We start from the raw sequence: 14,466 nt of genomic DNA, 5'->3' as shown, positions 1-14,466 counted from the left end.
GAGCCACTCAATTATGCTTAACCTAGTACGCTTAGCGTGCTAGGTATTAATAAAAATGCCGCTTAATTTTTCGTTAAACGGCATTGAACGTTAGAAAAGATTATTGTTGGATATCGCCACGAGTGCCGGCAAGACCGAAACTTTCTCGTCTTCCATTAGGATCTATATCAGTCTGAATTTTTCCAGAAATTTCTTCCGCATTTGGACCAAAAAATTCAATCTGATATTTCCCATCAACATAATGAGAATTACCATAATACTGATGTGTTGTAGAAGAAATACTATTTTTCTCTATACTTCCTTTATCTAATAGAATATACATTCCCCAATCACCCTCCACTCTTCCTGAACCAGTGCGATTAGTAAAATCAACATTATAGGTTAAGAAACCTCCACTATGCCCTGTATCTCCGTTATAATTAAAGGCTTTTCCTTCATAAGTTGCTTTACCTTCTGTTGGTAATTTTTCTGTTTTTAAACCTTTAACCGTAATCGTTTTATCTGATTTATCAATATATTTTCCATTTTCCCAACCTTTTCTTTCAACCTCTTGTGCTGTTACTACCGAATAAGGTTGGTTATATAAATAACTTTGTGTTCTAACTTTAACTCTGTCTTCGGTTATCTCTTTAAAACCATTAAATCTGATACCGTAATTTTCATCATCAATGCCTTTTGCTTTTATTATCGCTGCTTTTTCTGCCGCTAAACGTTCTGCTTCCGCTTTCTCTTTCGCTGCTTTTTCTGCCGCTAAACGTTCTGCTTCTGCTTTCTCTTTCGCCACTTTTTCTGCCGCTAAACGTTCCGCTTCCGCCTTTTCTTTAGCTGCTTTTTCTGCCGCTAAACGCTCCGCTTCCGCCTTTTCTTTAGCTGCTTTTTCTGCCGCTAAACGTTCCGCTTCCGCCTTTTCTTTAGCTGCTTTTTCTGCCGCTAAACGCTCCGCTTCCGCCTTTTCTTTAGCTGCTTTTTCTGCCGCTAAACGTTCCGCTTCCGCCTTTTCTTTAGCTGCTTTTTCTGCCGCTAAACGCTCCGCTTCCGCCTTTTCTTTAGCTGCTTTTTCTGCCGCTAAACGTTCCGCTTCCGCCTTTTCTTTAGCTGCTTTTTCTGCCGCTAAACGCTCCGCTTCCGCCTTTTCTTTAGCTGCTTTTTCTGCCGCTAAACGTTCCGCTTCCGCCTTTTCTTTAGCTGCTTTTTCTGCCGCTAAACGCTCCGCTTCCGCCTTTTCTTTAGCTGCTTTTTCTGCCGCTAAACGTTCCGCTTCCGCCTTTTCTTTAGCTGCTTTTTCTGCCGCTAAACGCTCCGCTTCCGCCTTTTCTTTAGCTGCTTTTTCTGCCGCTAAACGTTCCGCTTCCGCCTTTTCTTTAGCTGCTTTTTCTGCCGCTAAACGCTCCGCTTCCGCCTTTTCTTTAGCTGCTTTTTCTGCCGCTAAACGTTCCGCTTCCGCCTTTTCTTTAGCTGCTTTTTCTGCCGCTAAACGCTCCGCTTCCGCCTTTTCTTTAGCTGCTTTTTCTGCCGCTAAACGTTCCGCTTCCGCCTTTTCTTTAGCTGCTTTTTCTGCCGCTAAACGCTCCGCTTCCGCCTTTTCTTTAGCTGCTTTTTCTGCCGCTAAACGTTCCGCTTCCGCCTTTTCTTTAGCTGCTTTTTCTGCTGCCGCTTTATCGGTTTGTTGCTGAGTAGTTTGCGGTTTAGTATTCGGTTTTGCCACATTGCTTGAGCTTCCGCCCGAACCACCACTACTACACGCCGTTAAACCCAATAAAATCAAACTGGCTAAAGTTACTTTTTTGATAGACATAAAATGTTCCTTTTGTAAGATAAACAAAAATAGATGTGTATAAAACACGCGTAGATTGTACAAAAAAAAAACAACTCGTCATCAAATATTTTTTTAAGATTTTTTTGTTAAATTTCCACTAAATATTCTACAATGTCAGAGGTCTATATCAGCTTGAACACAAGCGGTTATTTTTTCTTAAAATTTTACAAAAGGAGCTTATTATGTCTGAAATCTCAACGCTCGCACCGCAACTGCTTTGGCAATGGTTTGATAAAGTTTGTGCCATTCCGCACCCCTCTTATTACGAGGAAGAACTGGCTGAATTTATTGTAAATTGGGCAAAATCAAAAAATTTCTTCGTAGAACGTGATGAAGCGGGCAATGTGTTAATCCGTAAGCCTGCAACGGCAGGAATGGAAGATCATGCGACCATCGCCCTACAAGCTCACTTAGATATGGTGCCACAAGCCAATGCCGGCACAGCTCACGATTTCACCAAAGACCCAATTCAGCCTTATATTGACGGCGAATGGGTAAAAGCCAAAGGCACAACGCTTGGGGCGGATAACGGCATTGGTTTAGCCTCGTGCTTAGCAGTGTTGGATAGTGATGATTTAGCTCACCCAAACATTGAAGTGCTACTGACTATGACAGAAGAAGCAGGAATGGAAGGGGCGATTGGTTTACGTCCAAACTGGCTGACTGCCGATATTATGATTAATACCGACACCGAAGAAAACGGCGAAATTTATATCGGCTGTGCCGGTGGTGAAAATGTGAATATCACACTACCTGTTTTCTTAGTGCCACATCAACAAGACGCTGCACTTACTGTTACGCTTAAAGGCTTACAAGGCGGGCATTCAGGCTGTGATATTCACACCACCCGTGCAAATGCGATTAAAGTGTTCGCTCGTATTTTGGAAGAAGCCTATAACAAAGTAGAATTTCAAATTTCAATCGTTCAAGGTGGCTCTGTGCGTAATGCTATTCCCCGTGAAGCACACGCAACATTGGTTGTTTCTGCAGAAAATAAAGAAAAATTGACCGCTTGTTTAACTCAAACTGCCGAACAATTAAAAACAGAATTTCGCATTGCAGAGCCAAACTTCAACTTTTTCATTGAAGAGGCGGAATTGCCTGAACAAGCCTTCGATCCAGCAAGCACTACTCGTGTTATTCATTTCCTTAATGCTCTGCCAAATGGCGTGGTGCGTAATAGCGATGTAGTAGAAAATGTGGTGGAAACCTCATTAAGCATTGGTGTGCTTAATACCGAAGAGAATGAAGTAAAAGCAACCATTCTTGCCCGCTCATTAATTGAAGGTGGAAAAGAGGAAATTCGCAGTAAAATCCGCTCATTAGCTGCTCTTGTTGGTGCTGAATTTGAATTTTCAGGTAGCTATCCGGGCTGGGAGCCAAATCCAGAGTCAAAAATTACTCCATTAACCAAAGCGATTTATGACGATATTTTAGGCTATAAAGCTCAAATTAAGGTTATCCACGCGGGCTTAGAATGCGGCTTAATTAACAAAATCTACCCAAATATGGATTTTGTCTCGATTGGACCAACCATTCTCAACGCCCACTCGCCAGATGAAAAAGTGCATATTCCAGCGGTGGAAACGTATTGGAAATTATTAACACAGATTTTGGCACAAACTCCAAAGAAATAATCTAAGATATATTAAAAAATGCCCTCAACTGGAGGGCATTTCACTAGCTACGGCTTGGAATATATTGGAATGACCCACCTAGAGCTTGAGCATACTTTATTAGAGTATCTGCTTTAGGAATCACTAACCCTCTTTCAAGACGACTGATATTTTGGGTTTTAATACCTGTTCGTTGTGCAATTTCTTGTTGAGAAAGTTTTTGAGCTAGGCGATCTTGTTTTAGTTGTTGAATCATCGCTTGTTGCAATTTATGCACTTTCAAACGCTCTATAAAAGTTGGATCTTGTTCTAGTAACTCCTGTTTAAATTCCTCTAAAGACACAAACTCTAATTTTTCATTTTCCATTCGTTACTCCTTATTTTGCTGAGCAAGCTGTAATTTAACTTGCCGCATTCTCTCTTTGGCTAGCTGTAAATCTTGTTTTGGGGTTTTCTGCGTTTTCTTTTGTATGGCGTGGATTACATAAATTTGTTTACCAATATGAAAAAAGAAGAAACTGCGAGATCATCTAAATCAAAATAGATTTTCTCTTGTAATGATAGAGGCATTTTAGAGATCGCTTTTTTCATTTGAGCTAAAATATGTACTGTAAAATTAGGCTTTACGTCCTCATTTATCTCAACCATAGCGACCTCAAAATAATCATTTATGATGATTTTATCTAATAAGCAATAAACTGTAAATTAAATAATTTCTTAAATACAATAAAGGCGGATAAATCTCCGCCTTTCATTATCTATAAATATCTTCCCCATTTCGTCTGGTTTTGAGTAGCCGTAAAATCCAAACATATTGCTCGGGGTTTTTCTCCACAAAATATTCAATCACTCGGTTCATTTCTCGGGCGGATTGAATTGGATCGCCTGAAAATTCAAGCGGTGGCAAAATTTCCATTTCATATTTTGCTTTTTCCGCATTATAAATCGAGAACATCGGGATCACTTCCGCATTCGCCACTCTCGCCATTTTATTCAAGCCCGGCAGCGTTGCTTTTTCAGTTGCAAAGAAATCTGCATACACACTTAATTCTGCGCCAAAGTCTTCATCTGGCAAGAAGTAACCCACATCGCCTTTTCTTACATCGGCTAAAAAGGCTTTAATGCCGTTTTGACGAGTGTGCATTCGCCCACCTAAACGCTCACGGGTAATGTTCCAGAGCCAATCCACCAATGCATTACGGTGTGGATTATACATTGATGTCATCGGATAGCCCAAAGAGAACATCGCCACCCCAGCCATATCAATCGACCAAGTATGCGGCACAAGCATAATCACGTTTTTTCCGCTCTCTTTAGCTTTTATCACATACTCAAAACCCGTAAATTCACAACGTTTTTGTAAATACGACACTGGGCGGATTGCCGTTTCGCCAATCGCTAACATTGTTTGAGCCACCGTGATGAACATTTTCTCCACCACCTCTTCACGCTTTTGCTCGCTCCACTCAGGGAAGCAGTAGCGTAAATTGACTTTTGCACGATGATAGCCTTTTTTATTTTTCTTTTTGAGGTATTGATAGGCAGTTTTACCCACAAAAGTAGCAAATTTATCTCTTATCCTTGCTGGCACATACGCCAAAATCACAAGCCCTAATACGCCTAACCACACGCCCCAATACTTTGGGTGAAAGAAAGACCATCGGAATTTGTGAGTGTAACCGTCTTGGGCGGTAATTCGTGTCATTATATAATTCCTCTTGTTTGTCACTTTTCTTTGCTTGTGCAAAGAAAAGTAACCAAAAGAAAGCACACCCTGCTTCGTTGCTATCCTCACTTGGTTGAAATTTTCTTAACGAAAAATAACCCTGATGTTCGCTTCGCTCTCGCTCGGGTTATTTTCCTAAAAATTTCAAGTCGCTCGGACAACTCAGAAGGGGACCCGATCCGACCATACAAGCGGTGATTTTTTTGAAAAATTTTGCAAAATGATGCTTTGTTGGGTTCCCTTCTGAACCGCCTGAGCGACTTTGAATTTGTAGGAAAAATTCCTTGTTTGAGCAGCGAAGCTGCGAGTTTGGAATTTTTTCGTTAAGCAAATTCAAACCAAGCGAAGACAGCGGTGAAGTAGGGTCGCCTTTCTTTGGTTACTTTCTTTGGCGAAGCAAAGAAAGTGACATACCATCTCATCTCTTATCAATAATATTCTTCACCGCCAATATTATCCCCAGCCCTATAAACGCCCCTGGTGGTAAAATGGCTAGTAATAATCCTGAATCAATATGCAATACGTTAATATATAACGCTTTTGCCCAGTCGCCGAGCAGTAAATCTAAACCGTAGAAAAGCGTTCCGTTGCCGATAATCTCACGCAATGCACCTAGCACCACAAGGCTTAATGTCATACCTAGTCCCATTGAAAATCCATCAAAGGCGGAGAATTTGACTTCATTTTTCGAGGCGTAGGCTTCAGCTCGCCCAATTACAATGCAGTTGGTTACAATCAGCGGAATAAAAATACCGAGCGATTGATACACAGGGAATGCAAAGGCATTCATTAGAAGCTGTACCGCCGTTACAACCGTTGCAATAATCATCACATAAATTGGAATGCGGATATCGTGCGGTGTAATTTTGCGGAAAAGCGATACCGTTACATTGGTGCAAATTAATACAAACATTGTTGCCAAACCTAACCCAAGTGCATTGGTTACACTGTTTGACACCGCAAGCAATGGGCAAAGCCCTAATAATTGCACCAAAGCACCATTGTTTTTCCACACACCATCGGTAAACAGATCTTTCCACACTGTTGCCTGTTTTGGCTCTACTTCAATATTGGTGACAGGGATTTGGTTTTTTCTTTCCATTTTATGCCCTATTTGCAATCTTTAAATTGGTCAATCATTTGCGGATTTTGTGAAAGCTCTGTGATCGCCCATTTTGCACTTTGGCGAATATTATTCACTACTGCACGGGGCGTAATGGTCGCACCAGTAAATTGGTCGAACTGTCCACCATCTTTTTTCACATTCCACTCTGCTTCATTTTCTAAGCTAAATAGCTTGTTTGTGAAAGATAAAATCCAGTCTGACACACGAGTTTCAATTTTATCACCTAAGCCCGGCGTTTCTTTATGTTCAAGAGTACGAACACCTAACACATTACCGTTTGGCTCAATCCCCATTAATAAGATGATGTTACCCGAATAACCATCTGGGGCGGTACTTTGAATTAAGTAAGCGGTCGTTTTTTCTGATTTTTTTGCAATATAAATGCGGTTCAAATAAGGTGCATTTTCAAGCTGAACCAGCTTACAGTTGCCTAGCACATCATTGTCAAAAAAGCTTTTCGGCACAACTTCTTCTAATAATTTACGCTGCTGCATTGCAGTTACATCATCAATTCTGCCCTTTGTAAGCAGATACACAGCGGTAGAAACAGCGGTGCTTAACAACGCAATCAAGCCCAAAATGAGGGCATATTTTAACGTGATTTTTGAGGTATTCATTATTTTCTATCCAATTTTGTGCCGTATAGTCTTGGCTGTGTGTAGTGGTCGATTAACGGCACACAGATATTTGCCAATAATACGGAAAACGCAATCGCATCAGGGTAATTACCATAATAGCGGATTACATAAAGCAGAGTGCCGACCAATGCTCCGAAAATCAATTTGCCTCTCGGCGTAATAGAAGCACTGACAGGATCAGTTGCGATAAAAAACGCCCCGAACATCATCGCACCGCTGAATAAATGGCTGACAAAATGAAGATGTGCTTGATCTGTTACCAGATCAGTAATACCGCTTAACACGATAAAGGTGGCAAGCATTGAAACAGGAATTTGCCAATGGATAATGCGTTTATAAATCAGCACAAGTCCACCCAATAAAAAGGCGATATTCAGTTGCAACCAGCCTGTTGCGAATAATCCATTAAAAATCGGCGTATTCATTACCGCCTCAAAGCCAGATTTGGCTAGGCTGCTTTTCATACTGTCTAGCGGTGTGGCTTGTGCAATGCCATCAACACTATTAACCAGTTGATGAAGACTAAAGCCATCGCTAGTTACCCCGCTGAAAATTAATGAAATCGCATCGCTCAATGTAGGTGGTTCGTTTAATAAATCAATCGGCACAATCCACGAAGTCATTTGTACAGGGAAAGAGACCAACAGCACCGCATAGCCCACCATCGCAGGGTTAAACAAATTCTGCCCTAAACCACCATAGCTATGTTTTGCCAATAGCAGAGCGACAATAACGCCAATCACAATAATCCAATAAGGAGCATAAGGTGGAATCGACATTGCTAAAATCAAGGCGGTTAAAATACCCGACATATCCGCTAAATAGAAAGCGGTCGTTTTTTTGCGTAATTTTGCAATTCCAACCTCAATGATAATTGCCAACCCCACCGCAATTACAATTTGGATGAGCACCCCAAAACCAAAATAATAAAACTGAACCCCGAGTGCGGGCAGCATCATCGCAATTACCCATAGCATCACATTAGCGGTGAGATTGCTTGAGTGCATATGAGGGGAACTTACAACTTTGAACATTAATTTTCCTTAAATTCTATTCCTGAAGCAGTGCTAATAATGCTTCTTTGCTTGGTAAAGCAGTTTGATATTTACTGGCAAAAATCTGATCGTTATCTTCTGGTAAGGTATATTTAACAAGCGATTCAGTTTTATCCTGACATAAAATCAAGCCAATTGTTTGATTTTCGCCCTCTAACCGCATTTCACGATCATAATAATTCACATACATCTGCATTTGTCCAATATCTTGATGTTTGAGCTTTCCTATTTTCAAATCAATCAAGACAAAACAACGCAATAATCGGTTATAAAACACTAGATCAATATAAAAATGTTGTTCATCAAAACTAATTCTCTTCTGCCGTCCGACAAAAGCGAAACCTGAACCAAGTTCCAATAAAAAATGTTCGAGTTTATCAATTAAGTGTTGTTCTAATTCATTTTCAGAATAACTAGGCATCTCTGATAAACCAAGAAATTCTAAAATATAAGGATCTTTAACTAAATCTGCTGGTTTTTCTATTTTTTGCCCTTCTAAAGCTAAAGCCCGAATTTCATCTTTATTTTTACTTAATGCCAAGCGAGTAAAGAGAGCTGAATCATATTGCCTTTCTAACTCTCGTAAACTCCAATGATTTTTCTCTGCCTCAATTTCATAAAATCGACGCTCATAGGGATCAGAAATACGAATTAGCTTTTGATAATGCGACCAACTCAATGGAAAAGTCTGTTTTTCAGTATCTTTTTTAATCAATTCGCTAGACACTGTCTGGCGAATTGGCTCTAATTTAGCAAACTCTTTCTCTAAAAATTGGGATTGCTCGCTATATGTCAAATAAAACTGACGCATATTTTTCAAATTAGAAACCGAAAATCCTTTCCCAAACTGCTCTGTGAGTTTTTCAGATAATCCTTTCAACTGACTTTGTGCATATTTTGCTCTTTCATTGCCTTGTAATTCATCTTCAACAATCATTCTTCCGATTTCAAAATAGGTCTGCACCATTGTATGATTAACAGTAGTCATCACTTTTTGGCGAGCCATATCTAACAATATAGCAATCTGTTCAAAGAGTTTATTCCTAACTAATTCTGTCATATTTGCCTCTCATACAAACAGGTTACACCTTCGGTAAATTCAAATTAAATCTAATCGCCATTAAACGGATAATAATCACCGTAAAAACAGTAGCGAAATAAACCCAATCGCTATCTAGTCCAAATGAATTTGCCATTACAAAAATCACACCGCCAATCAGGCTTGCAGTGACATAAACCTCTTTTTGTAGCACAATCGGTACTTCGTTTCGTAAAATATCTCGAATTACACCACCAAAACAGCCTGTTACACCGCCAAGTGCTACGCAAATAAGTGGGTGAAGCCCAAAATCTAAACCTTTTTGCACACCGATGACAGTAAACACGCCAAGCCCAATCGCATCGAACACAAGCAAACCAGTTTGCCAACTTTTGCGGGAAATTTGATTGCGGAAAATCGCAGTAATCACAACTGCCAAAGTAATCATCAACACATAAATCGGCTGTTTCATCCAGAATACAGGGGTTGAGCCAATCATCATATCCCGCAATGTGCCACCGCCTACGCCCGTTACAAATGCCAAAATAAACATGCCGAAAATATCCATTTTGTGTTGGCGAGCCGCAATCGCCCCTGAAATCGCAAACACGATTGTGCCGATTAAATCCTGAATAAACAGGAACGACCACGGCAGCGGTGGAATTAGCTCGCTAAACATCTTTTTGCTCCTGTTGAGCTTGCTTACGGGCTTTTGCCCTTGCAATAGCAGCGGCAACGGCGGCTTTGCGTGGGTCGATTTCCGTATTTTCTGTTGGCTCGGGCGAATGGTTATTCGCCCCTACAGTTGCAATATTTTCCGATTTTTCGACCGCTTGGTGGGCTTCTTTTTTCGCTTTCGCTCGTGCTAATGCTGCGGCAACGGCGGCTTTGCGTGGGTCGATTTCCGTATTTTCTGTTGGCTCGGGCGAATGGTTATTCGCCTCTACAGTTGCAATATTTTCCGATTTTTCGACCGCTTGGTGGGCTTCTTTTTTCGCTTTCGCTCGTGCTAATGCTGCGGCAACGGCGGCTTTGCGTGGGTCGATGTCAGTATTTTCTGGTGGCTCGGGCGAATGGTTATTCGCCCCGAACGTTGCAATATTTTCCGATTTTTCGACCGCGTGGTGGGCTTCTTTTGTCGCTTTCGCTCGTGCTAATGCTGCGGCAACGGCGGCTTTGCGTGGGTCGGCTTCTGTATTTTCTGTTGGTTCGGGCGAATGGTTATTCGCCCCTACAGTTGCAATATTTTCCGATTTTTCGACCGCTTGTTGGGCTTCTTTTTTCGCTTTCGCTCGTGCTAATGCTGCGGCAACGGCGGCTTTGCGTGGGTCGGCTTCTGTATTTTCTGTTGGTTCGGGCGAATGGTTATTCGCCCCTACAGTTGCAATATTTTCCGATTTTTCGACCGCTTGTTGGGCTTCTTTTTTCGCTTTCGCTCGTGCTAATGCTGCGGCAACGGCGGCTTTGCGTGGGTCGGCTTCTGTATTTTTTGTTGGTTCGGGCGAATGATTATTCGCCCCTACATTTGTAATATTTTCTGATTTTTCGACCGCTTTTTCTGCCTGTTTGGCTAAACGTCTGGCTTTGCGTTGTGCCATTAAATCGCTGTTATCTGGCTCGCCGTTAGGTTTTGCTTTTACTTCTGTTGGCTTTTCTTGGGCTGTTTCAGCCGCTTTTTTCGCTTTCAAACGTTCCAGAGCGGCTTTTACAGGATCAACGCCACCTGCATTTGCCACTTCTTCACGACGTTTTTCAGCGGCTTGTGTGATGCGAGCCGTTCTTGCATCTCGTTCTTTTTGTAAACGGGCTTCTCTTGCCTCAAAGCGGATTTTTGCTTCTTCTGCCTTGCGAGCTTTTTCCTCAATCTCATTGATTTTTGCTTTTTCTTGGCGGAAATATTGGATAAGCGGAATATAGCTTGGGCAAACGTAAGCACAAACGCCACACTCAATGCAGGCATCGAGATTATATTCTTTAGACTTATCGTGATCTTCTGCACGAGCAAACCAGTAAAGCTGCTGTGGCAATAAACCAACTGGGCAAGCATCAGAACAGTTTGAACAACGAATACAGTTACGCTCAGGCTCTGGCGGAGCATATTCAAAATGATCTGGGGCAATTAAACAGTTTACCGTTTTGGTAACAGGTGCTTGCAATGAAGGCAGAATAAATCCCATCATCGGCCCACCTAAAAACACAGGGAAACGCTTGTCAGCTTGATAATCCACTTGCTCTAATAAGTGTTGAATTGGCGTGCCGAGCCTTGCCCATACATTGCCTTTATTGCGAATTTTATCGCCCGTAAGCGTAACCACTCGTTCAATTAACGGCTCGTCATCAATAATCGCACGTTTAACCGCATAAGCTGTGCCGACATTATGCATTACAATGCCCATTTGAATGGTGCGTTGCCCTGCGGGGATTTCAAGCCCGGTCAATACTTGGATTAGCTGATCAGACGCCCCTGACGGATATTTAGTCGGAATGGCTCGCACAAACATATCATTCGAGCCTTTTAGAGCATCTTCTAGGGCTTTAATGGCGTGCGGTTTGTTGTCCTCAATCGCAATCACTACTTCTTCAGGGCGAAGTACATAACGCAAGATCCGAATGCCTTCAATCAGATCGTGGGTGTAATCTTGCATTAATCGATCATCACAAGTAATGTAAGGCTCACATTCCGCCCCGTTAATCACGAGCAATTTGCAGCGTTTATCCGCAAGGCTTAATTTTGTTGCGGTTGGGAACACCGCTCCGCCCAAGCCAGCAATGCCGTATTGGTAAACTTTTTGGATAATTTGATCGCTTGTAAGGCTTAAGAAATCTTCTATCGGCTGGCGTTCTACCCATTCATCTTTGCCATCGGTTTCAATGATAATCGTCATTTCAGGTAAGCCTGAAGCGTGGGTAGATACATAAGGCTCAATGCCAATCACTCGCCCTGACGTTGGGCTGTGTACGGGCAGTTGGCGGTAATGATCACCTTTAGTGAGCGGTTGCCCTTTTAGTACCAAATCGCCTACTTTGACTAATAGCTCGCCCGCCACACCTGAATGCTGCACAACTGGCACATAGAAAAAGCGAGGTAAATTAAGGGTACGGATTGGCTTACTGTTGGATTGATCTTTGTTTTCCATTGGGTGAATACCACCTGGGAAATCCCACAGTTTACCTGTTTCTTTATTTTGGCGGATTCGTTCAATCACTAAATTAGGATTGCTCATTTTTTCCTCCGCCAGTAACTAATTTTTTCTGTAATTCGGTTGTATTTACCACAGGAATAATTAAATTTTGGTCGAACTTCCAATTCCACGATTGCGTGGTTTGTTTAACAGGGATCATTTCAATACAGTTTGTCGGACAAGGAGCAACACAAAGCTCACAGCCTGTACAGAGATCAGGAATAATGGTGTGCATTGCCTTATTTGTGCCGATAATCGCATCAACAGGGCAAGCCTGAATACATTTAGTACAGCCAATGCAAAGATCTTCAATGATAAAAGCCACTTTGACTTCGGGTTCTTCCATTCCTTCCATCGGCGGCACTTCTACCCCTAACAGTTCGGCAAGATTAACCACCAAAGGTTGCCCACCCGGCACACATTTTGTGATGACATCGCCGTTCGCAATGGCTTCGGCGTAAGGCTTACAGCCCGGATAGCCGCATTGTCCGCATTGGCTTTGCGGCAATAAAGCATCAATCTGCTCAACAATGGGATCAGCTTCAACTTTCAGTTTAATCGAGGAATAGCCCAAAATCGCCCCGAAAATCAGTGCGATAACAGCAATAGCAATAAGAATATAAGCGATAATTGGTAAATCGAGCATTAGAGTTTCACCAATCCTGTAAAGCCCATAAAGGCAAGCGACATCAAGCCTGCGGTAATTAAGGCGATAGACGCCCCTTGAAACGGGCGAGGCACATCGGCTGCCGCTAAGCGTTCACGCAGTGCTGCAAATAATACTAAAACGAGGGAGAAACCGGCTGCGGCACCAAAGCCATAAAGCACAGATTCCACGAGATTATTCGCCAAATTCACGTTTAACAATGCCACTCCAAGTACGGCACAGTTAGTCGTAATTAGCGGTAAGTAAATGCCTAGTAATCTGTAAAGAGTTGGGCTGGTTTTGTGTACGATCATCTCGGTTAATTGCACGATCACCGCAATCACTAAAATAAATACGAGTGTGCGTAAAAACTGTGCATTTAACGGCACAAGTAAGTAGGTTTCCAATAAATAGGCAGAGAGTGAGGCAACCGTTAGTACAAAAGTTGTTGCCAACCCCATTCCAATGGCGGTTTCCACTTTTTTCGACACGCCCATAAACGGACAAAGCCCTAGAAATTTCACTAGAACAAAGTTGTTAATAAGTGCCGTGCTGATGATTAACAGAATATAATCGACCATAAATTCCACAACATAAAGAGAACAAGCGGTTAAATTTGAGTGATTTTTTGCAAAAGATTGGCAAAATTCGACCGCTTGCTATGAAAATTTCAATAAAAAATAACGTGATATTATCCCCTGTTTTTACATCATTCACAATAAAAAATCAGAGGTAGAATGTTATCGATCAAATAGGTAGGTGGTTATGGCTTAAGATTAGGAAAAGCAGGTTCCATTTTTAGTATAATCAACTGAAAATGAAAACCTGCCTTTAGAGTATGGGGTTATTTCAACCCTTTCTTGATAAGATCATTGTATCCGCCCTGATTAGTAACATTCGTATAACCAAGTTTTTTCAGTTCATCTAATGCGATTTCAGAACGTCTGCCTGAACGGCAATAAACGTGAATAGGTTCATCTTTACTCAAATTAAGTTTAGTAATTTGTGTTGAAATCTCTGTATGCGGAATATTTACTGCATTTTCCAAATGCCCTTGAGCAAATTCTTCAGCAGAACGCACATCAATCCATACTCCTGCAGCTTTGGTTTGCTGTTGCTGAATTTGTGCTTTCTCCGCATAGCTAAAAGTGGCAAAAGGTAAAGCGGATAACGCCATTAATACAGAGAGTAATCGAATCTTTCGCATATTTCCTCCATTCTATTTTTGTGTTTCGACGGCTTCCATTGCTCGAAGTGCATAAGTATAAGCAGCACCTGCATTCAGTGCGATAGCTGTAGCCAATGCACCGGCAATTTCGCTCTCTGTCGCCCCAGCTTTTGCTGCTTCTTCTGCATGAACACTGATACAACTTTCACAACGGGTGGTAATTGCAACAGCAAGAGCGATCAATTCACGAGTTTTCGCATCAAGAGCTTCTGCCGCTGCTGCGGTATTTAATGCTCGATAAGCCTCAAACATTTTTGGATGTTCTTGCGCAAGCTTGCCAAACGATTTTTTAACATGAGTAGTATGGGCTTTCCAATCAGTAAATTGTTGCATTATCTCATTTCTCCTCTAGATTAAATAAAATGCAATGCTATTATTGCTATTTTTAGAATGT

The 14,466-nt window shown here is 41.7% G+C and carries 13 protein-coding genes and 2 pseudogenes; 1 reads left to right on the top strand and 14 read right to left on the bottom strand.

Annotated elements, in window-relative coordinates:
* Positions 1–100 precede the first annotated feature (100 nt).
* Positions 101–1,045, bottom strand: a pseudogene (locus ACERCG_RS02085) (factor H binding protein domain-containing protein); the annotation flags it as partial.
* Positions 1,046–1,998: 953 nt separating this feature from the next.
* Here ACERCG_RS02085 and ACERCG_RS02080 point away from each other — a divergent pair.
* Positions 1,999–3,453, top strand: coding sequence for an aminoacyl-histidine dipeptidase (locus ACERCG_RS02080; RefSeq protein ID WP_373610421.1), 1,455 nt, complete (start codon positions 1,999–2,001; stop codon positions 3,451–3,453).
* Positions 3,454–3,496: 43 nt separating this feature from the next.
* On the opposite strand, the gene ACERCG_RS02075 is transcribed toward ACERCG_RS02080, so the two are convergent.
* From ACERCG_RS02075 to ACERCG_RS02015, 13 genes and pseudogenes are all read right to left on the bottom strand, one after another.
* A complete protein-coding gene (locus tag ACERCG_RS02075) occupies positions 3,497–3,799 on the bottom strand; it encodes a helix-turn-helix domain-containing protein (RefSeq protein ID WP_373610420.1) in 303 nt (100 codons plus the stop codon).
* Between the two features lie 3 nt (positions 3,800–3,802).
* Positions 3,803–3,943 (bottom strand): annotated as a pseudogene (locus ACERCG_RS02070) (type II toxin-antitoxin system RelE/ParE family toxin); the annotation flags it as partial.
* Between the two features lie 243 nt (positions 3,944–4,186).
* A complete protein-coding gene (gene lpxM, locus ACERCG_RS02065) occupies positions 4,187–5,137 on the bottom strand; it encodes a lauroyl-Kdo(2)-lipid IV(A) myristoyltransferase (RefSeq protein WP_373610419.1) in 951 nt (316 codons plus the stop codon).
* Between the two features lie 439 nt (positions 5,138–5,576).
* Entirely contained in the window at positions 5,577–6,260 is a 684-nt protein-coding gene (locus ACERCG_RS02060; RefSeq protein WP_373610418.1) for an electron transport complex subunit E, read from the bottom strand.
* 8 nt (positions 6,261–6,268) lie between these two features.
* Complete coding sequence (gene rsxG, locus ACERCG_RS02055) at positions 6,269–6,901, bottom strand: electron transport complex subunit RsxG (protein ID WP_373610417.1); 633 nt, start codon at positions 6,899–6,901, stop codon at positions 6,269–6,271.
* Positions 6,901–7,956: an electron transport complex subunit RsxD gene (gene rsxD, locus ACERCG_RS02050; RefSeq protein WP_373610416.1), complete on the bottom strand. Its 1,056-nt coding sequence runs from the start codon at positions 7,954–7,956 to the stop codon at positions 6,901–6,903. The genes rsxG and rsxD overlap by 1 nt, the downstream gene beginning before the upstream one ends.
* 16 nt (positions 7,957–7,972) lie before the next feature.
* The gene (locus ACERCG_RS02045) at positions 7,973–9,037 is read right to left on the bottom strand and encodes a YhcG family protein (protein ID WP_373610415.1); all 1,065 of its coding nucleotides are present in this window, start codon (positions 9,035–9,037) and stop codon (positions 7,973–7,975) included.
* 22 nt (positions 9,038–9,059) lie between these two features.
* A complete protein-coding gene (locus tag ACERCG_RS02040) occupies positions 9,060–9,695 on the bottom strand; it encodes a trimeric intracellular cation channel family protein (protein WP_373610414.1) in 636 nt (211 codons plus the stop codon).
* Positions 9,688–12,240, bottom strand: a complete 2,553-nt coding sequence (gene rsxC / locus ACERCG_RS02035) for an electron transport complex subunit RsxC (protein ID WP_373610413.1) — start codon at positions 12,238–12,240, stop codon at positions 9,688–9,690. The genes ACERCG_RS02040 and rsxC overlap by 8 nt, the downstream gene beginning before the upstream one ends.
* On the bottom strand, positions 12,227–12,844 hold the full coding sequence (gene rsxB, locus ACERCG_RS02030; RefSeq protein WP_373610412.1) for an electron transport complex subunit RsxB: 618 nt from the start codon (positions 12,842–12,844) through the stop codon (positions 12,227–12,229). Before rsxB ends, rsxC begins: the two co-directional genes overlap by 14 nt.
* Entirely contained in the window at positions 12,844–13,425 is a 582-nt protein-coding gene (rsxA, locus tag ACERCG_RS02025; RefSeq protein WP_373610411.1) for an electron transport complex subunit RsxA, read from the bottom strand. The genes rsxB and rsxA overlap by 1 nt, the downstream gene beginning before the upstream one ends.
* A gap of 263 nt (positions 13,426–13,688) precedes the next feature.
* Positions 13,689–14,021: a rhodanese-like domain-containing protein gene (locus tag ACERCG_RS02020; protein ID WP_373610504.1), complete on the bottom strand. Its 333-nt coding sequence runs from the start codon at positions 14,019–14,021 to the stop codon at positions 13,689–13,691.
* Positions 14,022–14,063: 42 nt separating this feature from the next.
* Positions 14,064–14,405 carry a carboxymuconolactone decarboxylase family protein gene (locus tag ACERCG_RS02015; RefSeq protein WP_373610410.1) on the bottom strand — a complete coding sequence of 114 codons (342 nt, stop codon included), beginning with the start codon at positions 14,403–14,405 and terminating at the stop codon, positions 14,064–14,066.
* Positions 14,406–14,466 lie beyond the last annotated feature (61 nt).

Source organism: Mannheimia sp. E30BD (assembly GCF_041807785.1).
Classification (GTDB): Bacteria; Pseudomonadota; Gammaproteobacteria; order Enterobacterales; family Pasteurellaceae; genus Mannheimia.
The sequence above is the reverse complement of the archived record's forward strand: the minus strand, read 5'-3'. Positions and strand labels throughout refer to the sequence as shown.